The organism is Pseudoduganella sp. GCM10020061 (assembly GCF_042683405.1).
Lineage (GTDB): Bacteria > Pseudomonadota > Gammaproteobacteria > Burkholderiales > Burkholderiaceae_D > Telluria.
Map to the genome: position 1 here is coordinate 59,168 of NZ_JBHUJS010000010.1, position 20,813 is coordinate 79,980.

Annotated in this window: 17 protein-coding genes; 14 read left to right on the top strand and 3 right to left on the bottom strand. The window is 65.2% G+C overall.

Annotated features, from left to right (window positions below; genetic code table 11):
* The first annotated feature begins 140 nt into the window (after nt 1–140).
* The 9 genes from rsmB to ACFSQR_RS13390 all read left to right on the top strand — a co-directional run bounded on the left by rsmB (nt 141) and on the right by ACFSQR_RS13390 (nt 9,051).
* Nucleotides 141–1,550 carry a 16S rRNA (cytosine(967)-C(5))-methyltransferase RsmB gene (gene rsmB / locus ACFSQR_RS13350; protein ID WP_377730363.1) on the top strand — a complete coding sequence of 470 codons (1,410 nt, stop codon included), beginning with the start codon at nt 141–143 and terminating at the stop codon, nt 1,548–1,550.
* Between the two features lie 39 nt (nt 1,551–1,589).
* On the top strand, nt 1,590–2,159 hold the full coding sequence (locus ACFSQR_RS13355) for a DUF4390 domain-containing protein (RefSeq protein ID WP_377730364.1): 570 nt from the start codon (nt 1,590–1,592) through the stop codon (nt 2,157–2,159).
* Nucleotides 2,160–2,163: 4 nt separating this feature from the next.
* Nucleotides 2,164–4,467, top strand: a complete 2,304-nt coding sequence (locus tag ACFSQR_RS13360; protein WP_377730365.1) for an ATP-binding protein — start codon at nt 2,164–2,166, stop codon at nt 4,465–4,467.
* A 56-nt stretch (nt 4,468–4,523) separates the two neighbouring features.
* Nucleotides 4,524–5,243 (top strand): response regulator, encoded by a 720-nt coding sequence (locus ACFSQR_RS13365; RefSeq protein WP_377730366.1) that lies wholly within the window; start codon nt 4,524–4,526, stop codon nt 5,241–5,243.
* Nucleotides 5,240–5,590 carry a GTPase gene (locus tag ACFSQR_RS13370; RefSeq protein WP_377730367.1) on the top strand — a complete coding sequence of 117 codons (351 nt, stop codon included), beginning with the start codon at nt 5,240–5,242 and terminating at the stop codon, nt 5,588–5,590. Before ACFSQR_RS13365 ends, ACFSQR_RS13370 begins: the two co-directional genes overlap by 4 nt.
* 99 nt (nt 5,591–5,689) lie before the next feature.
* Nucleotides 5,690–5,947 carry a DUF3567 domain-containing protein gene (locus ACFSQR_RS13375; protein WP_377730368.1) on the top strand — a complete coding sequence of 86 codons (258 nt, stop codon included), beginning with the start codon at nt 5,690–5,692 and terminating at the stop codon, nt 5,945–5,947.
* Nucleotides 5,948–5,992: 45 nt separating this feature from the next.
* Complete coding sequence (locus ACFSQR_RS13380; RefSeq protein ID WP_377730369.1) at nt 5,993–6,757, top strand: class II glutamine amidotransferase; 765 nt, start codon at nt 5,993–5,995, stop codon at nt 6,755–6,757.
* A gap of 79 nt (nt 6,758–6,836) precedes the next feature.
* A complete protein-coding gene (locus ACFSQR_RS13385; protein WP_377730595.1) occupies nt 6,837–7,766 on the top strand; it encodes an ATP-binding cassette domain-containing protein in 930 nt (309 codons plus the stop codon).
* Between the two features lies 1 nt (nt 7,767).
* Nucleotides 7,768–9,051, top strand: coding sequence for an ABC transporter permease (locus ACFSQR_RS13390; RefSeq protein ID WP_377730370.1), 1,284 nt, complete (start codon nt 7,768–7,770; stop codon nt 9,049–9,051).
* A 43-nt stretch (nt 9,052–9,094) separates the two neighbouring features.
* Here ACFSQR_RS13390 and metH read toward each other — a convergent pair whose 3' ends face one another.
* Nucleotides 9,095–12,859 (bottom strand): methionine synthase, encoded by a 3,765-nt coding sequence (gene metH / locus ACFSQR_RS13395; protein ID WP_377730372.1) that lies wholly within the window; start codon nt 12,857–12,859, stop codon nt 9,095–9,097.
* Nucleotides 12,860–13,174: 315 nt separating this feature from the next.
* Between metH and ACFSQR_RS13400 the strand changes: the two genes are divergently transcribed.
* Entirely contained in the window at nt 13,175–13,405 is a 231-nt protein-coding gene (locus ACFSQR_RS13400; RefSeq protein ID WP_377730373.1) for a BrnA antitoxin family protein, read from the top strand.
* 121 nt (nt 13,406–13,526) lie between these two features.
* Here the strand turns inward: ACFSQR_RS13400 and fmt are convergent, their stop codons facing one another.
* Together fmt and def are read right to left on the bottom strand one after the other, a co-directional pair.
* A complete protein-coding gene (gene fmt, locus ACFSQR_RS13405; protein ID WP_377730375.1) occupies nt 13,527–14,483 on the bottom strand; it encodes a methionyl-tRNA formyltransferase in 957 nt (318 codons plus the stop codon).
* Nucleotides 14,484–14,520: 37 nt separating this feature from the next.
* Nucleotides 14,521–15,063, bottom strand: a complete 543-nt coding sequence (def, locus tag ACFSQR_RS13410) for a peptide deformylase (RefSeq protein WP_377730376.1) — start codon at nt 15,061–15,063, stop codon at nt 14,521–14,523.
* 183 nt (nt 15,064–15,246) lie between these two features.
* Between def and ACFSQR_RS13415 the strand changes: the two genes are divergently transcribed.
* The 4 genes from ACFSQR_RS13415 (at nt 15,247) to ACFSQR_RS13430 (ending at nt 20,775) form a co-directional block, all read left to right on the top strand.
* Complete coding sequence (locus tag ACFSQR_RS13415; protein ID WP_377730377.1) at nt 15,247–16,341, top strand: LysM peptidoglycan-binding domain-containing protein; 1,095 nt, start codon at nt 15,247–15,249, stop codon at nt 16,339–16,341.
* Nucleotides 16,342–16,348: 7 nt separating this feature from the next.
* Nucleotides 16,349–17,479, top strand: coding sequence for a DNA-processing protein DprA (gene dprA, locus ACFSQR_RS13420; RefSeq protein ID WP_377730379.1), 1,131 nt, complete (start codon nt 16,349–16,351; stop codon nt 17,477–17,479).
* A 47-nt stretch (nt 17,480–17,526) separates the two neighbouring features.
* Nucleotides 17,527–17,997, top strand: coding sequence for a DUF494 family protein (locus tag ACFSQR_RS13425; RefSeq protein ID WP_377730382.1), 471 nt, complete (start codon nt 17,527–17,529; stop codon nt 17,995–17,997).
* Between the two features lie 141 nt (nt 17,998–18,138).
* Nucleotides 18,139–20,775 (top strand): DNA topoisomerase III, encoded by a 2,637-nt coding sequence (locus tag ACFSQR_RS13430; protein ID WP_377730383.1) that lies wholly within the window; start codon nt 18,139–18,141, stop codon nt 20,773–20,775.
* Nucleotides 20,776–20,813: the final 38 nt, after the last annotated feature.

A 20,813-nucleotide genomic window follows, 5' to 3' on the forward strand; every position in this document is an offset into this window, starting at 1 on the left:
TTTCGAAAATGGGGTCTGTCCCCATTTCGGGGTGGCCGGCGTGGTTTTTCGGTCGCGCGCGAGGGGGATTAAGGCCGGTTTCAGGCGAGAAAGAGCCTGTAGCCGTTAAAATGGAGGCTGTTTTGTAATAGAAGGCCAACATGATCAACAAGCGTCCGACGCTGTCCGTCGCCCGCCGCGCTCCCGCCCCCGAAGCCCGCCTGCGCCGCAGCCACGAAGTGAAACCGGCACTCCAGACGGGCTTCCGCCCCGACCTGAAGTCCGATTCGCTCGCGTTCGCGCTGCTCGGCGCCGCCAACGCGGTGGCCCAGGTGCGCACCCAGGGCGTGGCGCTGCCGCAGGCGCTGTCGAATGTGTTTGGCATCATGCAGGCCACGCCGCAGGCGCGCGGCGCGATCCAGGACCTGGCTTACCGCGCCCTGCGTGCGCTGGGACGCAGCGAGGCGCTGCTGGCCCAGCTGGCGGCCAAGGCGCCGGAGCCGCCGATGCTGGCCGCGCTGGTGTGCTGCGCGCTGACGCTGATGGATACCCCGGCCGGCGAAACCGCGCCCTACGAAGCCTTCACCGTGGTCGACCAGGCCGTCAACGCGGCCGCCGCCCACCCAGACCTGGTGCGCGCAAAAGGCATGGTCAACGCCGTGCTGCGCCGCTTCCTGCGCGAGAAGGACGCGCTGCTGGCGCAGGCCATGCGCGATCCGGTCGCCCAGTTCAATTACCCGCAGTGGTGGATCGACGCCATGCGCGCCGCCTATCCGTCGGCCTGGCGCGAGGTGCTCGCGGCCGGCAATGCGCAGCCGCCGCTGACGTTGCGCGTGAACCGCCGCAAGGCCGGCCTGGAAGAATACCTCGCCACCCTGCGCGAGCACGGGATCGGTGCGCACGCGGTGGGGCCGTCCGCGGTCCGCCTCGACAAGCCGGTCGCGGTCAGCCTGATCCCCGGCTTTGCCGAAGGCGTGGTGTCGGTGCAGGACGCGGCCGCCCAGCTGGCCGCGCCGCTGCTCGACGTGGCCAGCGGCATGCGCGTGCTGGACGCCTGCGCGGCGCCCGGCGGCAAGACCGGCCACATCCTGGAGCTGGCCGACGTGGAGCTGACCGCGGTCGATGCCGACCCGGCCCGCCTGCAGCGCGTGCGCGACAACCTCGACCGCCTCGGCCTGGACGCCACGCTCGTGGCCGGCGATGCGCAGTCGACCGCATGGTGGGATGGCCGCCGCTTCGACCGCATCATCGCCGACGTGCCGTGCACGGCGTCGGGCATCGTGCGCCGCCACCCGGACATCCGCTGGCTGCGCCGCGAGTCCGATACGCTCCAACTTGCAACACTTTCCGCCGAAATCCTCGACAATCTTTGGCAGATGCTGGAGCCAAATGGTAAATTGCTGTTCGTGACTTGTTCGCTCTGGCCGCAAGAGTCGGAAGCGCAAGCCGCCGCGTTTGCGGTGCGGCACCACGCAACGCGCCTCACCGCTCCCGGACAGCTGCTGCCCACGGCCAGCCGCGATCAGGACCATGACGGCTTGTTCTACGCGCTATTCCAGAAAACCGCGTAACGGGTCTCCCGACAGATTATTGAAGGCCAAGGCCCACTTGTGACGTTACGATCGTTCCGACTATTCGCCCGCCAGCTGCTGCTGGTGTTCGCGCTCGCATGCGCGGGCGCGGCGCAGGCGGCCGACGTCGAGATCACGCGTGCGGCCATCGACAAGACCGACGAGGGCTACCGCCTGGACGCGCACTACGCGTTCGAGCTGAACAGCGCGATGAAGGACGCCATCGAGCACGGCATCCCGCTGTACTTCACCACCGAGATCCAGGTCGTGCGCCCGCGCTGGTACTGGCGCGACGAGGTCGCGATCCGCGCGCGCCAGACTGCGCGCATCTCCTACGACGTGCTGATCCGCCAGTACCACGTGTCTTATATAGGCAGCGTGCGCCAGACCTTCAGCACGCTCGAGGATGCGATGTTCTACATCCGCCGCCCGGGCCGCTGGCTGATCGGGCCGAAGAGCGCGCTCAAGAGCGGCGAGACCTACACCGTGACGCTGCGCATGGGGATGGACCGCGAGTACCTGTCCAAGCCGATTCAGGTGAACGCCTTCAACGACTCGGACTGGCGCCTGAATTCCAATACGAAGCGCTTCAACTACCGCGCGGAGTAGCCACGTGAAGCAGGCATTGCGGTATGCACTGGTGGTCGGCGGCGCCGTCGTCAGCATCCTGCTGTTCCTGCTGGCTTCCGCGTCCGACAACTCCGGCTTCTTCGACCGCTACTATTCCTGGCTGCTCGGCCTGAACGCGGCGGTCGCCGTCTCCCTCCTGATCCTGGTGCTGGTGCTGCTGGCGCGCCTGTATGCGCGCTACAAGAGCGGCAAGTTCGGCTCGCGCCTGATGACGCGGCTGATGCTGTGGTTCGCCGCGATCGGCATCCTGCCGGGCCTGGTGATCTTCATGGTGTCGGTGAATTTCGTGTCGCACTCGATCGAGTCGTGGTTCAACGTGCGCATCGAAACCGCGCTCGAGTCGGGACTGAACCTGGGCCATGCGGCGCTGGACCAGGCGCTGGTCGAGCTGTCGGACACGGGCCGCCAGGCGGCGTCCAGGCTGGCGCCGCTCGACCCGCCCGCATCGTCGGCGCCGCTGACCGGGCTCCTGCACGCGCGCGAAGGCGTGCAAAGCGCGATGCTGCTGGACGCCGGCGGCAAGATGATCGACAGTGTGCGCACCACCGCCGCGGCCAGCCCGGAAGAAGACCTGCCCACTCCCGACATGCTCGCCGATGCCGCGGCCAGCGGCGTGTATGCGCGGCCCGAGGGCGGCATCGAGCGCGACCTGCACGACCGCGCTGACCTGCCGGCGCTGAACGCGCTCGACGCGGCGACCGCGCTGCGCCTGCGCGTGATCCTGCCGCTGCCGCGCGCCGGCGGCACCGATACGCGCTACCTGCAGCTGCTGCAGTCGGTGCCGGCCAACCTGGCCATGAACGCCGAAGTGATCCGCGCCGCCTACAGCGAATACCAGGAGCGCCATGTGGCGCGCGTGGGCCTGCGCAAGATGTACATCGAGACGCTTACGCTGACGCTGCTGCTGGCGATCTTCGGCGCGATCGGCAGCGCCTTCCTCATCGCCGGCAACCTGGCCCAGCCGCTGCTGGTGCTGGCCGAGGGCACGCGCGCGGTGGCCGAGGGCGACCTGTCGCCGCGCCCGATCGTGGCCACGTCCGACGAGCTGGGCACGCTGACCCAGTCGTTCAACGCGATGACGCGCCAGCTGTTCGAGGCGCGCAGCGCGGTCGAGCGCAACCGCTCGGCGCTGCAAAGCGCCAAGGCCCACCTGGAGTCGGTGCTGGAAAACATGTCGGCAGGCGTGATCGTGCTGGACTCCGAATTCCACATCGTCAATTCGAACGAGGCGGGCGAACGGATCCTGCAGCAGGACCTGGCCGCTGCCGCCTCCAGGCCCCTGACCAGCGTGGAGGGACTGGAAGTGTTCGCGCTGGCCGTGATGCGCGCGTTCTCGGCGCAGAGCGCGCAGTCGGCCGCCGGCGGCACGCGCCCGCGCACCCACTGGCAGCAGCAGATCGAAGTGCCGCGCCGCTTCGGTTCCACCGACGACCACGACATCACGCTGCTGGCGCGCGGATCGCGCCTGCCGGTCGGCGCGGGCAGCGGCTTCATCGTCGTGTTCGACGATATCTCCGACGTGATCTCGGCGCAGCGCTCGGTCGCCTGGGGCGAGGTGGCGCGCCGCCTGGCGCACGAGATCAAGAATCCGCTGACGCCGATCCAGCTGTCGGCCGAGCGCCTGCAGATGAAGCTGGAAGGGCGCCTGGCGCCGGAAGACGCGGCGCTGCTCGAGCGCGGCACCTCCACCATCGTCAGCCAGGTCGACGCGATGAAGCGCATGGTGGACGACTTCCGCGACTACGCCAAGGCGCCGCCGGCCGTGCTCGAGCCGCTCGACCTGAACGCGCTGATCACCGAGATCCTGCAGCTCTACCTGGCCGGCGACGAGAGCGACATCATCCACGTGGCGCTGGCGCCGGACCTGCCGCAGGTGATGGGCGACCCGACCCAGCTGCGCCAGGTGGTGCACAACCTGCTGCAGAACGCGCAGGACGCGATGATCGAGCGGGCCGCCGACCGCGAGCCGGCGCGCATCGACGTGCGTACCGAAGAGATCCACTACCAGAATCCGGACGGCGCGTTCGGCACGGCGGTGCGCTTCTCGATCACCGACAACGGCCCCGGTTTCTCGCCGCGCATCCTGGCGCGCGCGTTCGAGCCTTACGTGACGTCCAAGGCGCGCGGCACCGGCCTTGGCCTGCCGATGGTCAAAAAGATCATCGATGAACACGGCGGAAAGATCGATATTCAGAATTTACCCGGTGGATCAGGCGCGGCAGTATCGATTTTGCTGTTAAAGTTAGGTCCTGCGGCAAATCTGGCGCAAGGGCAGGATCGCGCATAGAATGTCGCCTGAAAAGGGCCCTCGCAGCGCGGGGAAACCAGGGAAGGCAAACACTGATGGCAAACATTCTCGTAGTTGATGATGAAATGGGAATCCGGGAACTGCTCTCGGAAATCCTGGGTGACGAAGGCCACGCGATCCAGCTCGCCGAAAACGCGCAGCAGGCGCGCGAGGCGCGCGCGCAGGGGACGCCAGACCTGGTCCTGCTCGATATCTGGATGCCCGATACCGACGGCGTGACCTTGCTCAAGGAATGGCAGCGCGACGGCCTGCTAACCATGCCGGTCATTATGATGTCCGGCCATGCGACCATCGACACCGCGGTCGAGGCCACCCGCATCGGCGCGCTGAATTTCCTCGAAAAACCGATCGCCCTGCAAAAGCTGCTCAAGGCCGTGCAGCAGGGCCTGACCCGTGCGCAGGAAGTGGTGCGCGCGCCGGTCGCCCCCGTGCGTCCGATGATGGCGCCGATCCAGGAAGAAGTCGTGGCCAGCGTGGGCATGTATGCAGCCCAGGTGGCGCCGCCGATGCCGACCCGCATGGGCGGCGTGGCAGCAAGCAACGAGTCGCCGGTCGGCATCAACCTGTCGTTCGACCTGCCGCTGCGCGAAGCGCGCGACGCGTTCGAGCGCATGTACTTCGAACACCACCTCGGACGTGAAGGCGGCAGCATGACGCGCGTTGCCGAAAAGACCGGCCTCGAGCGTACCCACCTGTACCGCAAGCTCAAGCAGCTGGGCGTCGAACCCGGCAAGCTGGCCAAGAAGAACGTGTGATCACGGCCACGCTCGTCGCCGGCGCCTCGCCCGGGGCGCGCGAGCGGGCCATCGCCGCCAGCCTCGATCCGCGCATTCCCACCACGGTCATCCTCGAGGGAATTCCATCAGGAAATCCCATCCTTGATCCATCTCCCACGCTGCAAGTGCACCGGCTCGCACCGGGTTGCCTGTGCTGCAGCGGCAATCTCGTTTTGCGTGTAACATTGAATCGTGTCCTGCGTACGAATGCGCAGCGCCTGTACATCGGGCTGGCCGACGCGGGGCATCTGGATCAGTTGCGATCATGGCTTTCGCTCACGCCATACGATCAGCTGTTGGAGCTGGGTCCCGACCTCAAGGCTTGAAAATGCTGGGTTGAGCCCCACCTCCTTGTTGAACGAAGTGAAATCCTGTCCGTCCACTGGGGACGGTCCTGGTTTCGGTCGTATGCTAAAGGAGCCATCATGAACATGATCTATAACAGCGAGCAATATAGCGTCGTCGAATTTGGCGTCGACCACGAGCTCGAGGCGCTGCGGTTCGGCGGCTATGAGATCGTCGACAAATCCGGCAGGCGTGAAGCATTCATCGGCGGCAAGCTTGCCCAGTCGTTCCGCAAATCGGTCAACAACCTGATCGCCAGCGAACCGACCATGGAAGAAGTGGACGAGTTCCTCGGTTCCTATGATTCGCTGATGAGCCAGCCAGTGCTCCTGCACTAAAACCGCACGTTTCCGGGCGGTTGGGTTTCTGGTACGCTTTGTTCCATGTGCCAACTCCTCGGAATGAACTGCAATGTCCCGACCGACATTGTGTTCAGCTTTACCGGCTTCGCCCTGCGCGGCGGCCGCACCGACACCCACCACGACGGCTGGGGTATCGCCTTCTTCGAGGGCGCCGGCGTCCGTCTCTTTGTCGACCACCTTCCTGCCATCGAGTCTCCCGTCGCGGAGCTGATCAAGCGCTACCCGATCAAATCGAAGAACGTCATCGCCCACATCCGCAAGGCGACGCAAGGCCATGTCGCGCTCGAGAACTGCCATCCGTTCGTGCGCGAGCTGTGGGGGCGCTACTGGGTGTTCGCGCATAACGGCGACCTCAAGGATTTCCATCCCGTGCTGGACGGCGCATTCCGGCCGGTCGGCACCACCGACAGCGAGCGCGCCTTCTGCCACCTGCTGCAGGAACTGCGCCGCCGCTTCGGCGATGCGCGCCCCGAGCTGCCCGACCTGCGCGCGGCGATGGACGAACTGGTGCCGGCGATCGCCGCGCACGGCACCTTCAACATGATGCTGTCGGACGGCTCCTGCCTGTTCGCGCACTGCTCGACCAAGCTGCACTACATCGTGCGGCAGTATCCGTTCCCGAGCGCCAAGCTGTGCGACGAAGACGTTACCGTCGACTTCTCGCAGGTGACCACGCCGAACGACCGCGTCGCCGTCATCGTCACCGAGCCACTGACCACCAACGAAGTGTGGCACTCCTTTGCTCCAGGCGAACTCAAACTCTTCGTCGACGGCGCCCCGGTGTAGGGACAGTCCTCCATTGCTCGCTTTCCGCACATCAATTACATTATCGTCAATTCACTGACGAGAGCCTGCCTTGCCAGCCATGCTGGAAGTGTCCCACCTGGTCAAATCCTATGGACCCCGCCGTGCTGTTGATGGCGTCAGCTTCACCGTCGAACGCGGCCAGACCCTGGGCCTGATCGGCCCCAACGGCGCCGGCAAATCCACTACTGTTTCGATCATCTGCGGCCTCATCGCCGCGCAGGAAGGCAGCGTCACGTTCGACGGCGCCCCGATGAGCGAAGGCGCCAGCGCCGCCAAGCGCAAGATCGGCCTGGTGCCGCAGGACCTCGCGCTGTACGAAGACCTGAGCGCAATCGAGAACCTGAAGCTGTTCGCCGCACTGTACGGGCTATCGGGCAAGCGGAGCGCCGAACGGGCAGCGCAGGTACTGGAGCTGGTTAACCTGTCCGAGCGTGCGCGCGAGCGTCCGACCGCCTACTCGGGCGGGATGAAGCGGCGCCTGAATATCGCCGCAGCACTGATGCATGAACCCGAACTACTGATCCTCGATGAGCCCACCGTCGGCGTCGACCCCCAGAGCCGCAATGCGATCTTCGACTCGCTGGAAAAGCTCAGGGCGCAGGGCTGCTCGCTGATCTACACCAGCCACTACATGGAAGAAGTGGAGCGCCTGGCCGACCGTATTGTGGTGATCGACCACGGCAAGGTGCTTGCCGACGACACGCCGGAAGGGTTGTACCGCAAGCTGCCTGCGCAGGCGGCGCTGCGCATCGAACTGTTGGACGTTCCTGCCGAGCCGCTGCTGGCCGGACTGCGCGCACAGCAGGGCGTCACCTCCGTCACCCATCATGGGCCATCGGTCGAAGTCCGGCTCGCGCATGCGTCCGACGCGCTGCCGCTTGCCGGCTGGCTCGCGCATCAGGGCGTGCAGGCGCAGCATTTCCAGACCGCGCGCACCAGCCTCGAAGAGGTCTTCCTCAACCTGACCGGGCGCTCGCTGCGCGACTGACATGACCGCATTCCTGGCCCTCGTCCGCAAGGACATCCTGCTGTACCTGCACGATCGCCGCGCGCTCGTGCTCAACCTCGTGCTGCCGGTCGTGCTGGCCGCCTTCTTCGGCTACCTGATCGGAGGGACCGGCGGCGCCAAGGCCTCGCGCGTCGATATCGCGCTCGTGATGCAGGACAGCAGCGACGCGATCGGCAGAAAAATCGCCGCCGGCCTCAAGGCCGACCCCTCGCTGCGCGTCACCGAAATGACTTTGGCGCAGGCCGAGCCGCTGGTCCGCAAAGGCGACCAGAAAGTCGCTGTCGTCATCCCGGCAGGGTTTGGCGACGCTGCTGGCGCGGCGTTGTTCGGCGCCGGTGAAAAGCCGCAGGTCGGTTTGCTGTATGACCCATCGCAGCAAATCGCCATGGCCATGGTCAAGGGCATCCTCACGCAGCACGTCATGCAAACCGTCAGTGGCGAGATGATGAGCGGGCAAAAGGGCGTCGAATTCACCGAGCAGAGCATCCGCCAGCTCGACCAGCACGGCACGCGCGCTGATGCGCCCTTGCGCGAATTCCTTGGCAGCCTGCAGGAGTACCAGGCGCACCAGCAGAAGGCGCCTGGATCGGGCGGCCAGCGGGAGGGAATGACGGTGCCGTTCACGACATCGGAACGAGCGATGACATCGGAGTCGCAAGCCGCCGGCTATAACAGCTATGCCCACTCGTTCGCAGGCATGGCGGTGCAGTTCCTGCTGTTCATGGGCATCGACATGGGGGTGAGCGTCCTGCAGGCGCGCCGCACCGGCATCTGGAGCCGGCTGCTGGCCGCCCCGGTCACGCAGAATGTCGTCATCCTGTCCCGCGCGGCATCGTGCGCATTGATCGCACTGGTGCTGATGACCATCATCTTTGGCGTCGCCGTGGCGGTGTTCGGCGTGCGCATCTCGAACCTGCCGGGCTTCATCGGCATCGCATTCTGCTTTGCGCTGCTGACTGCCAGCTTCGGCCTGCTGATCGCCGCGTTCGGCAAGACACCGGAAGCGGCGCGCGGGATCTCGATCTTTGCCACGCTGATCATGGTGATGCTGAGCGGCGCGTGGATGCCGTCCTTCCTGTTCCCCGAATGGATGCAATCGGTGACGCTGGTGATCCCGACGCGCTGGGCGGTCGATGGCCTGGACGCGATGACATGGCGCGGCCTGGGGATGGACGCCGCATGGATGGCGATGGCGGTGCAGCTGGCGTTCGCGGCAGCGTTCATGCTGCTGGCGCTGTGGCGCTTCAACCGCGACCGCCGCTAGCCACCTACGTCGTCCCGGCCTTCGCCGGGATGGCGGAGGTTTGTCAGAGGTTGGGGGCGAGCGCGCGCTCCATCTCGTCCTTCGGCACATTGCGGCGCGCAGCCATGTCTTCAAGCTGGTCCTGGCCGATCTTGCCGACCACGAAATACTTCGATTGTGGGTGCGAGAAGTAGAAGCCCGACACCGCCGCCCCCGGATACATCGCGAACGATTCGGTCAGCTCCATGCCGATCTCGTTCGCCTGCAGCACGCGGAACATGTCTGCCTTGACCGTGTGTTCGGGGCAGGCCGGATAGCCCGGGGCAGGGCGGATGCCCACGTACTTCTCGGCGATCATGTCGTCGTTCGACAGCGCTTCGCCGGATGCATAGCCCCACAGGTCCTTGCGCACGCGCTCGTGCAGGTATTCCGCGAACGCTTCGGCCAGGCGGTCGGCCAGCGCCTTGAGCATGATCGACGAGTAGTCGTCCAGCGCGGCTTCGAACTGCTTCTCGTACTTCTCGATGCCCAGGCCGGCGGTCACGGCGAACATGCCGATGTAATCCGCAACACCCGATTCCTTCGGCGCGATAAAGTCCGACAGCGCCTGGTTCGGCCGCTGCACGCCGTCCACCACCGGCTTGACCCCCTGCTGGCGCAGGCCATGCCAGGTGAACGCGACTTCGCTGCGGCTCTCGTCGGTGTAGATCTCGATGTCGTCGTCGTTGACGCTGTTCGCCGGCAGCAGCGCGATGGCGCCGTTGGCGGTCAGCCAGCGGCCGTCGATGATTTTCTTCAGCAGCGCCTGCGCTTCCTCGTACACCTTGCTGGCCGCCTCGCCCACCACGGGATCCTTCAGGATGGCAGGGAAGGGGCCGGCCAGGTCCCAGGTCTGGAACAGCGGGCCCCAGTCGATGTACTGCGCGATGGTCGACAGTTCGACATTCCTGAATTCGCGGCGGCCGATGAACTTCGGCTTGACCGGCGCGTAGTCGAGCTTCGGCTTGTTGGCGCGCGCTTCGGCCAGCGGCAGGATCGGCAGCGCCTTCTTGTTGGCGTGCTGCTCGCGGATGCGTGCGTAGTCCGCCGCAATCTCCGCGACATAGCTTTCCGCCTGCCCGGGGGTGAGCAGCGACTGCGCCACCGACACCGAGCGCGACGCATCCGGCACGTACACCACGGGGCCGTCGTAATGCGGGGCGATCTTGACGGCGGTGTGCGCGCGGCTGGTGGTCGCGCCGCCGATCAGCAGGGGGATCTTGCGGCTGCGGAAGTACTCGTCGCGCTGCATCTCCTTGGCCACGTGCGCCATCTCTTCAAGCGATGGCGTGATCAGGCCGGACAGGCCGACGATGTCCGCATTCTCCGCCTTGGCTTTCGCCAGGATCTCCGAGCACGGCACCATCACGCCCATGTTCACCACTTCGAAGTTATTACATTGCAGGACCACCGAGACGATGTTCTTGCCGATGTCGTGCACGTCGCCCTTGACGGTGGCGACGACGATCTTGCCCTTCGGCTTGGCGACGATGCCGGTGCGGCGCTCTTCCTGCTGCTTTTCTTCCTCGATGAACGGAATCAGGTGCGCAACCGCCTGCTTCATCACGCGCGCCGACTTGACCACCTGCGGCAGGAACATCTTGCCCTGTCCGAACAGGTCGCCGACCACGTTCATGCCGTCCATCAGCGGGCCTTCGATCACTTCGATCGGGCGGCCGTTGCGCGCGGCGATCTGCTGTCGCGCTTCCTCGGTGTCTTCCACGATCCACTGCGTGATGCCGTGCACCAGCGCGTGCGACAGGCGCTTCTCGACCGGCGCGTCGCGCCACTCCAGGTTCTGTACTTCCTGCTTGCCGCCCGCTTTCAGGGTACCGGCAAATTCGATCATGCGTTCGGTGGCGTCCGGGCGGCGGTTCAGCACCACGTCCTCGACCCGTTCGCGCAGTTCGGCCGGCAGGTCGTCATATACGCCGATCATGCCCGCATTGACGATGCCCATGGTGAGGCCGGCCTTGATCGCGTGGTACAGGAACACCGTGTGGATCGCTTCGCGCGCCGGATCGTTGCCGCGGAAGCTGAACGACACGTTCGACACGCCGCCCGAGACTTTCGCGTGCGGCAGGTTCTCGCGGATCCAGCGCGTCGCGTCGATGAAGTCGACTGCGTAGTTGTTGTGCTCTTCGATGCCGGTGGCGATCGCGAAGATGTTCGGGTCGAAGATGATGTCCTCGGGCGGGAAGCCCACCTGCTGCACCAGCACGTCGTAGGCGCGCTTGCAGATCTCGGTCTTGCGGGCAAAGGTGTCGGCCTGGCCCTGCTCGTCGAACGCCATCACCACCACCGCGGCGCCGTAGCGGCGGCACAGCGTGGCCTGGCGGATGAATTCTTCCTCGCCTTCCTTCATCGAGATCGAGTTGACGATCGCCTTGCCCTGCACGCACTTCAGCCCCGCTTCGATCACCGACCACTTGGATGAGTCGATCATCACCGGCACGCGCGAGATGTCCGGTTCGGAGGCGATCAGGTTCAGGAAGCGCGTCATCGCCGCGGCCGAGTCGAGCATCGCCTCGTCCATGTTGATGTCGATGATCTGCGCGCCGTTCTCGACCTGCTGGCGCGCCACCGACAGCGCCTCGTCGTACTGCTCGCCCAGGATCATGCGCGCGAAGGCCTTGGAACCGGTGACGTTGGTGCGCTCGCCCACGTTGACGAACAGCGAGCTGTCGTCGATGGTGAATGGCTCAAGGCCCGACAGGCGCTGCGCCACCGGAATCTGCGGCGGCACGCGCGGCGGGGTGTCGCGCAGGATCTCGCTGATCGCCTTGATGTGGTCCGGCGTGGTGCCGCAGCAGCCGCCGGCGATGTTGATGAAGCCTGCATCCGCGAACTCGCGCAGCAGCGCCGAGGTGTCCGACGGCAGTTCGTCGAAACCGGTGTCGCTCATCGGGTTGGGCAGGCCGGCGTTCGGGTAGATGCACACGAAGGTATCGGCGATCTGCGACAGCTCCTCCGCGTAGGGGCGCATCAGCGCCGCGCCGAGCGCGCAATTGAGGCCGATGGTGAGCGGCTTGGCGTGGCGCACCGAGTTCCAGAACGCGGGCACGGTCTGGCCGGACAGGATGCGGCCCGACGCGTCGGTGACGGTCCCCGAGATCATCAGCGGCAGGCGCGGAATGGACGGGTTCTGTTCGAAGTACAGGTCGATCGCGAACAGCGCCGCCTTGCAGTTCAGGGTGTCGAAGATGGTCTCGACCAGCAGCAGGTCGGCGCCGCCGTCCACCAGGCCGCGCACCTGCTCGTGGTAGGCCGCGACCAGCTGGTCGAAGGTGACGTTGCGTGCGGCCGGGTCGTTCACGTCCGGCGAAATCGATGCGGTCTTGGGCGTCGGGCCGAGCGCGCCGGCGGCGAAGCGCGGTTTGTCGGCGCTGCTGTACTTGACGCAGGCGGCCTTCGCCAGCCTGGCGGCTTCCACGTTCATCTCGTAGGCGAGATGCGCCATGTGGTAGTCGTCCTGGGCGATCGAGGTGGCGCCAAAGGTGTTGGTCTCGATGATGTCGGCGCCGGCCGCGAGATAGCGCTCGTGTATCTCGCTGATCACTTGCGGACGGGTCAGCGTCAGCAGCTCGTTGTTCCCCTTGACGAACAGCTCGCGCGCGCCCGAGCCTTCCGGCGCGGCGAAGGTGGCGAAACGCTCGCCGCGGTAGTCCTGCTCGTTCAGCTTGTACTGCTGGATGATGGTTCCCATGGCGCCGTCCAGCACCATGATGCGGCGCGACAGGATATCGCGCAGCTGGGCTTCGGTAGGGGACGGGGGGCGCTGGGAGTTCATGGGGAGGACACGTAAAAAGGTGGAAAGAAATTATACGTCATCGGACAAGCCGGCTTGGGGCGGCCCGGATTGTTCAATCGCGGACAGCGTTTGTATCTTCATGTATCTCAGCGGCAAGTTGATACATGAAGATACAAAACCCGCCCCTTGTGTAATTTCTACGATACATACAGCGTCGACAATGATTGCTCACCGCCTACAGTGTTGATGGGTATCAAAGGACAGTCATTTTGGCTATTCGTCTGAAGCCCTGCGCTGGCATTACCCGGCGTCGGAAGAGCCGGGCGTATTCACTGCCACCGAGGAAATTGCAAAATGAACAAAGATTTCGAGAGTAACTGGGAAGCCAACGTGAGCGTGCGCCGCGACCAGGCAACGGCGCCGACCAGCAAGAACGGCAACGCGATCAAGCAGATCGTGACGATCCGCCTGGACGTGGACATGCTGGAGTGGTTCAAGGCGGAGGGTCCGGGCTACCAGACCCGCATCAACCAGGTCCTGCGCGACCACATGGCAGCGCAGCAGCGCGCCTCCCAGGAATCCTGATCAAAAGGGACGGTCCCTTCAGGGATCGTCCCCAGCTTTTTTGGCGGAATCGACCATAACGTGGCCGATTCCGCCAATTACCCGCTCAGCGGCAAGGGAATTGCCCGCGCGCGCTAGCAGTTCAATCGAAGCACAGCCCCTCAAGCGGAAAGCCCTTCAGGAACTCCGCCGCCGCCAGGCGCTTGCCGCCCGGCTTCTGCAATTCGGTCAGGCGCAGCGTTCCGCGCCTGCAAGCGACCACGATGCCATGCTGCGCATCGGCCGCCAGCACCGTTCCCACCAGCGCATCGCTGTCCGCCTCGAGCGCCTGCGCGCCCCAGATTTTCACCGGTACGCCGTTCACCAGCGCATGGGCGCCGGGGAATGGATTGAACGCGCGGATCTTGCGCGCGATCTCGACCGCCGGCAGGTCGAAGTCAAGCTTTGCCTCTTCCTTGCTGATCTTGGCCGCGTAGGTGACGCCTTCCGCCGGCTGCGGCACCGCTTCCAGCGATCCCTCCCCGATACGGCGCAGCGCGGTGACGATCATCTCGCCGCCCAGCGCGGCCAGCTTGTCGTGCAGGCTGCCGGTGGTGTCGTCCGGGGCGATCGGCAGGCGCTCGATCAGCAGCATCGGGCCGGTATCCAGTCCTTCTTCCATTTGCATGATCGTCACGCCGGTGTCGCTGTCGCCCGCTTCGATCGCGCGGTGGATCGGCGCGGCCCCGCGCCAGCGCGGCAGCAGGGAGGCGTGGATATTGATGCAGGGTTTGATGTCGAGCGTGGTGCGCGGCAGGATCAGGCCATACGCCGCTACGACCATGACGTCGTAGTCGGTGGCGCGCAGGCGTTCGTGGGTCTCGAGCGCTTCGACGGCGCGCTGGGTGTCCTTGCTGTCGAGGCGCAGCGACAGCGGCTGCAGCACCTCGATCCCCTGCGACAGGGCATATTGCTTGACGGCGGAGGCCTGCAGTTGCATGCCGCGGCCGGCCGGGCGGTCCGGCTGGGTCAGCACGAGCGGGATCTCGAAACCGGCTTCGACGAGCGCGCGCAGCGCAACAGCGGCAAATTCCGGCGTGCCGGCGAAGATGACTTTCATGTGGTTCCCTGGCCGGTCGACCGGCAGCGACAGCGGTTTAACGGCGGCCGGCAGCGGCGCGCATCTGCGCGTCGCGTTCCATGCCGCGTTCTTCCTTGAGCAGTTTGTTCTTGATGCGGTTGCGCTTGAGCGGGGACAGGTATTCGACAAAGACCTTGCCGTTCAGGTGGTCCATCTCGTGCTGGATGCACACCGCCAGCAGGCCGTCGCAATCGACTTCGAAGAACTGGCCCTTGATATCCTGCGCGCGCACCTTGACGCGGGCAGGGCGCTCGACGCCGTCATAGATGCCGGGCACGGACAGGCAGCCTTCGTCGTAGACCTGCTTTTCGTCGCTGGCCCAGACGATTTCCGGGTTCACGAACACGGTCAGCGCATCGTGGGTTTCGGACACGTCCACCAGCACCACGCGTTCGTGCACGTCCACCTGGGTGGCGGCCAGGCCGACGCCCGGCGCTTCGTACATGGTTTCGGCCATGTCGGCGGCGAGTTGTTCCAGGCGCGCCCCGAACTCGGTGACGGGCTTGGCGACCTTGTGCAGGCGCGGATCGGGGTAGCGGAGGATATTCAGCAGGGCCATAGATTCACTATAAAAGATGCCGTACGTCAACAAAAATGCAACAGTCAGGCAGGGGTGCCGGGAGCGGTTTGTCTTGCTAGTTCAAGGATTTATGTGCAGAATTTGATCCAGTTCGGCAACCTTGCTCTGCAGAATGAACGCTAGCGCGGGGGTCGATTCATGCCGCATCACTCGGACATCTCAATGAAAAATTTTAGCATAGTCACGGCCCGCCTTGCTGGAGCGCTGCTCGTGGCCGGGGCCGCCGCCCTGCCGGCGCAGGCCGCCGACTGCCAGTTCCGCCCCAATGCACCCGACCAGCACGTGGTTGTGCGCGGCGATACCCTGTGGGACATTTCCGGGCGCTTCCTCGAGCATCCCTGGTGCTGGCCCCAGGTGTGGGGCATGAACCGTGACGAGATCCGCAATCCGCACTGGATCTATCCTGGCCAGATCGTATATTTCGACCGCCAGAACCGCCGCCTCTCGCTGACCCGTCCCGGCAGCGGCTCCCCGGGCGTGGGCGGTGTGATCAAGATGTCCCCGCAGCTGCGCACCGAAGGCCTGGGCAAGGACGCGATCCGCTCGATCCCCACCGGCGCCATCGAACCCTTCCTGACCCAGCCGCTGATCGTGGAGGCGGGCGAACTGGCCGGCGCGCCGCGCATCGCCGCCGCCGCCGAGCGCCGCGTGTTCCTCGGCAAGGACGACAAGGTCTACGTGCGCGGCGACATCCAGGACGGCACCTCGTTCCAGGTGTTCCGCCCGGGCTTCGCGATCAAGGACCCGGACACGGACCAGCTGCTGGCCTACGAGGCGCACTACCTTGGCACCGTCAAGCTGGCGCGCAAGGCGACCGCCGATAACGAAGCGCACACCTTCATCGTGGCCAGCTCCAAGCAGGAGATGGGCGTCGGCGACCTGCTGATGCCGGCGCCGCCGACCCCGCTGCAGAACTACGTGCCGCATCCGCCGGAAACGAAGGTCACGGGCCGGATCGCCTCGATCTACAACGGCGTCAGCTACGCCGGCCAGAACCAGGTCGTGACGGTCAATCGCGGTTCTGTTGACGGACTCGATATCGGATCGGTGCTGCAGCTGTACCATCGCGGCAAGACGGTATCGGATCCGACCGGCAAACGCAGCATGCTGGGCATGCGCGCCGAGCAGATCAAGTTGCCCGATGAACAGTACGGTACGCTGTTCATCTTCCGCGTGTTCAAGCATGTCTCGTACGGCTTGGTCATGCAGGTGACGGAACCTGTGGAAGTAGGGGACGTGGCCACATCACCGGAGTAATCCCGCCGTGCAGGACACGGACCCCACCATCCAACCAGAATGCGCCGAACCGGACATCGCATCCTGGCTGCGCCTGGCCCTGACGCCGGGCGTGGGTCCGCGTACCGCGGCCGCGCTGACCGAACGCTTCGGCGCACCCGCTTCCATCTTCAATGCTTCCCATGCCGCGCTGGCCGAACTGGCCGGCGCGCGCATCGCCCGCGCGCTGCTGGCGCCGCTTCCTCCCGTTCTCTCGGCCACCCGCGACGCCGCGCTCGACTGGGCCGGCGCGCCCGGCAACGCCATCCTCACGCCGGGCCACGCCGCCTATCCCTACGCATTGCGCCAGCTGCCCGACCCGCCGGTGGTGCTCTATATAAAAGGGCGCGGCGAACTGCTGGCCGAACCGGACCTGGCGATCGTCGGCAGCCGCAACGGCAGCATCGACGGCGAGCGCAATGCCCGCGCCTTCGCGCGCGCGATCTCCGAATGCGGCATCACGATAGTTTCCGGGCTTGCGCTGGGCATCGACACCGCGGCGCATGAAGGCGCGCTGGCCGGCAGCGGCTCGACGGTGGCCGTGATCGGCACCGGCCCCGATATCGTCTACCCGGCGCGCAACCGCGCGCTGGCCCACCGCATCGCACAGGAAGGCTGCATCCTCAGCGAACATCCGCCTGGCACGCCGGTGCGCGCCGATCACTTCCCGCGCCGCAACCGCATCATCAGCGGCCTGTCGCAGGCGGTGCTGGTGGTTGAGGCAGCCGCGCAGTCGGGCTCCCTGATCACTGCCCACTACGCGGCCGAACAGGGACGCGATGTGTTCGCCATTCCCGGCTCGATCCACGCCGCACTGTCGAAGGGCTGCCATGCGCTGATCAAGCAGGGCGCCAAACTGGTCGAAAGCGCGAACGATATTCTCCTTGAAATGAATCGCAACCCATGTGTACCGAATGCGCCACAGATGTTCGTCCATAGCAATATGCATATGCAGTTGCTGGGTGTGCTAGACGGAGGAATATCGGATCCGTACGCCATCGCAGGGCGCACGGGCTACGCGCCGGAATTCGTGATCACTCAGTTATTGATGCTCGAGCTCGATGGCCACGTGGAACGTTTGCCGGGTAACATGTTTCGCCGGTTGGGCCCTGGCGGCTGACTGTGCGGGGCTTGTACTGCGTCGAGCTTAACTGGTACAGTGGAGCCATGTTCGACATTCTGGTATATCTCTACGAGACCTACTTCCGCCCGGACGCCTGCCCCGAGCCGGCGGCGCTGGCGCGCAAGTTGTCCGCGGTGGGTTTCGAAGACGACGAGATTTCCGAGGCGATCGTCTGGCTCACCGACCTGACCGAAATGGCCGGCGCCGACACCTCCGCCACCGATGTCGCGCTGTCCACCGGCTTCCGTTTCTATGTCCAGCAGGAATACGATGCGCTGGGCGCGGACGCGGTCGGCTTCATCCAGTTCCTGGAAAGTGCCGGTGTGATCAAGGCCGCGCAGCGCGAGATCGTGATCGAGCGTGCGCTGGCGCTGGACGAGTCGCCGGTCGGCTTGTCCAAGCTCAAGATCATCGTGCTGATGCTCCTGTGGAGCCAGGGTCACGAACCGGACGCGTTGATGTTCGACGACCTGTTCGGCTCGGACGACGAGCAGGGCCCGCGCCTGCTGCACTGACCAGTTAAGCTGCCTCAAACACGCCGCCTAATATATATAGGCGGCGTTTTCATTTGGGGAGTGTACTTGCGGTTTTGGACGCAACGCGCTTATCATTGGCCGCTCCTGCCAATCTGTTACTCCTGGAACAACGAGAAATTTATGACCAAAACCCTCATCATTGCCGAGAAGCCGTCTGTGGCGAATGACATCGCCAAGACGCTGGGTGGCTTCACCAAGCACGATGAGTATTTCGAGTCTGACGAATACGTCCTCTCGTCGGCGGTGGGCCACCTGCTGGAAATCGCGGTGCCCGAAGAACATGACGTCAAGCGCGGCAAGTGGACCTTCACCCACCTGCCCATGATCCCGCCGTACTTCGCGCTCAACCCGATCGCCAAGACCGAGGCGCGCCTCAAGGTGCTCAACAAGCTGATCAAGCGCAAGGACGTCACCACCCTGATCAACGCATGCGACGCGGGCCGCGAAGGAGAGCTGATCTTCCGCCTGATCGCCCAGAACGCGAAGGCCAAGCAGCCGGTCAAGCGCCTGTGGCTGCAGTCGATGACGCCGGCCGCGATCCGCGAAGGCTTCCAGCGCCTGCGCAGCGACGAAGAGATGCTGCCGCTGGCCGACGCCGCGCGCTGCCGCTCCGAAGCCGACTGGCTGATCGGCATCAACGGCACCCGCGCCATGACCGCCTTCAACTCGAAGGAGGGCGGCTTCTTCCTGACCACCGTCGGCCGCGTGCAGACCCCGACGCTGTCGATCGTGGTCGAGCGCGAAGAGAAGATCAAGAAGTTCGTCTCGCGCGACTTCTGGGAAGTGCGCGCCGAATTCGTGTGCGCCGCCGGCGTGTACGAAGGCCGCTGGTTCGACGACAAGTTCAAGAAGGACGAGACCGATCCGGAAAAGCGCCCCGAGCGCCTGTGGAGCAAGCTGTCCGCCGACACCATTGCCATGGCCTGCAAGGGCAAGCCGGGCAACGTCACCGAGGAATCCAAGCCGACCACCTCGATGTCGCCGGGCCTGTTCGACCTGACCAGCCTGCAGCGCGAAGCCAACTCGCGCTTCGGCTTCTCGGCCAAGAACACGCTGGGCCTGGCCCAGGCGCTGTACGAAAAGCACAAGGTGCTGACCTATCCGCGTACCGACTCGCGCCACCTGCCGGAAGACTACATCGACACCGTGCGCCAGACGCTCGAGGTCATCAAAGAGAACAACAACTACCTGCAGCACGCCAAGACCATCCTGGACAAGGGCTGGGTCAAGCCGAACAAGCGCATCTTCGACAACGCCAAGATCTCGGACCACTTCGCGATCATCCCGACCGGCATCGCGCCGAAGAACCTGTCCGAGCCGGAGCAGAAGCTGTACGACCTCGTCACGCGCCGCTTCATGGCGGTGTTCTTCCCGCCTGCGGAATTCCAGGTCACCACGCGCTACACCGAAGTCTCGGGCCACCAGTTCAAGACCGAAGGCAAGGTCATGACCAACCCGGGCTGGCTGGCCGTGTACGGCAAGGACGTGCTGGGCACCGACGACAAGGAATCGGGCAACCTGGTCCCGGTCGCGAAAGGCGAGAAGGTCCTGACCGACAAGGTCAGCGCCAACGGCCTGGTCACCAAGCCGCCCGCGCGCTATACGGAAGCGACGCTGCTGTCCGCGATGGAAGGCGCCGGCAAGCTGGTGGAAGACGACGAGCTGCGCGACGCCATGGCCGGCAAGGGCCTCGGCACGCCGGCCACGCGCGCGGCCATCATCGAAGGCCTGCTGGGCGAGAAGTACCTGATCCGGGAAGGCCGCGAACTGATGCCGACCGCGAAAGCGTTCCAGCTCATGACGCTGCTGCGCGGCCTCGGCGTGACCGAACTGACCGCCCCGGAACTGACCGGCGAATGGGAATACAAGCTGTCGCAAATGGAGAAGGGCAAGATCTCGCGGGAGGAATTCATGCGCGAGATCCAGCAGATGACCCAGATCATCGTCAAGCGCGCCAAGGAATACAACAACGACACCATCCCGGGCGACTACACGACGCTCAAGACCCCGTGCCCGAACTGCGGCGGCGTGGTCAAGGAAAACTACCGCCGCTTCGCCTGCACCAAGTGCGAATTCTCGATGACCAAGATCCCTGGCGGGCGCCAGTTCGAGATCGAGGAAGTCGAAGAGCTGCTGGCCAAGCGCACCATCGGCCCGCTGCAGGGCTTCCGTTCCAAGATGGGGCGTCCGTTCGCCGCGATCCTGCGCATCGTGCGTGACGAGGACATCAACAACCACAAGCTCGAATTCGACTTCGGCCAGAACGACGAGGAAGGCGAGGGCGGCGAAGGCGTCGACTTCACCGGCCAGACCCCGCTCGGCCCGTGCCCGAAGTGCAATGGCGGCGTGTACGAGATGGGCCTGGCCTACGTGTGCGAGCACAGCGTCGCCAAGCCGAAGACCTGCGACTTCCGCAGCGGCCGCATCATCCTGCAGCAGGAGATCCTGCCGGAGCAGATGGCCAAGCTGCTGGGCGAAGGGGCGAAAACCGACCTGCTGCCGGGCTTCGTGTCGCAGCGCACGCGCCGCCCGTTCAAGGCTTACCTGGTACGCGGCAAGGACGGCAAGGTCAGCTTCGAATTCGAAGCGCGCAAGGAAAAGCCGGCCGCCAAGGGCAAGGCTGCGGCAGCAAAGCCTGCCGCCGAGGATGGCGAGGCGGCAGCGGCTCCGGTGGCGAAAAAAGCCGCCGCCAAAAAACCGGCCGCCAAGAAGGCTGCAGCCAAGAAGCCCGCCGCCAAAAAGCCCGCCGCCAAGTAATAAAAGGAAGGGGACTGTCCCGCGAGGGACCGTCCCCT

Excerpts from the sequence above, each read along its gene's own strand:
- rsmB (WP_377730363.1), top strand. The coding sequence starts at position 141 with ATGATCAACAAGCGTCCGACGCTGTCCGTCGCCCGCCGCGCTCCCGCC.
- ACFSQR_RS13365 (WP_377730366.1), top strand. The coding sequence starts at position 4,524 with ATGGCAAACATTCTCGTAGTTGATGATGAAATGGGAATCCGGGAACTG.
- ACFSQR_RS13375 (WP_377730368.1), top strand. The coding sequence starts at position 5,690 with ATGAACATGATCTATAACAGCGAGCAATATAGCGTCGTCGAATTTGGC.
- ACFSQR_RS13380 (WP_377730369.1), top strand. The coding sequence starts at position 5,993 with ATGTGCCAACTCCTCGGAATGAACTGCAATGTCCCGACCGACATTGTG.
- ACFSQR_RS13385 (WP_377730595.1), top strand. The coding sequence starts at position 6,837 with ATGCTGGAAGTGTCCCACCTGGTCAAATCCTATGGACCCCGCCGTGCT.
- ACFSQR_RS13390 (WP_377730370.1), top strand. The coding sequence starts at position 7,768 with ATGACCGCATTCCTGGCCCTCGTCCGCAAGGACATCCTGCTGTACCTG.
- metH (WP_377730372.1), bottom strand. The coding sequence starts at position 12,859 with ATGAACTCCCAGCGCCCCCCGTCCCCTACCGAAGCCCAGCTGCGCGAT.
- ACFSQR_RS13400 (WP_377730373.1), top strand. The coding sequence starts at position 13,175 with ATGAACAAAGATTTCGAGAGTAACTGGGAAGCCAACGTGAGCGTGCGC.
- fmt (WP_377730375.1), bottom strand. The coding sequence starts at position 14,483 with ATGAAAGTCATCTTCGCCGGCACGCCGGAATTTGCCGCTGTTGCGCTG.
- def (WP_377730376.1), bottom strand. The coding sequence starts at position 15,063 with ATGGCCCTGCTGAATATCCTCCGCTACCCCGATCCGCGCCTGCACAAG.
- ACFSQR_RS13415 (WP_377730377.1), top strand. The coding sequence starts at position 15,247 with ATGAAAAATTTTAGCATAGTCACGGCCCGCCTTGCTGGAGCGCTGCTC.
- ACFSQR_RS13425 (WP_377730382.1), top strand. The coding sequence starts at position 17,527 with ATGTTCGACATTCTGGTATATCTCTACGAGACCTACTTCCGCCCGGAC.
- ACFSQR_RS13430 (WP_377730383.1), top strand. The coding sequence starts at position 18,139 with ATGACCAAAACCCTCATCATTGCCGAGAAGCCGTCTGTGGCGAATGAC.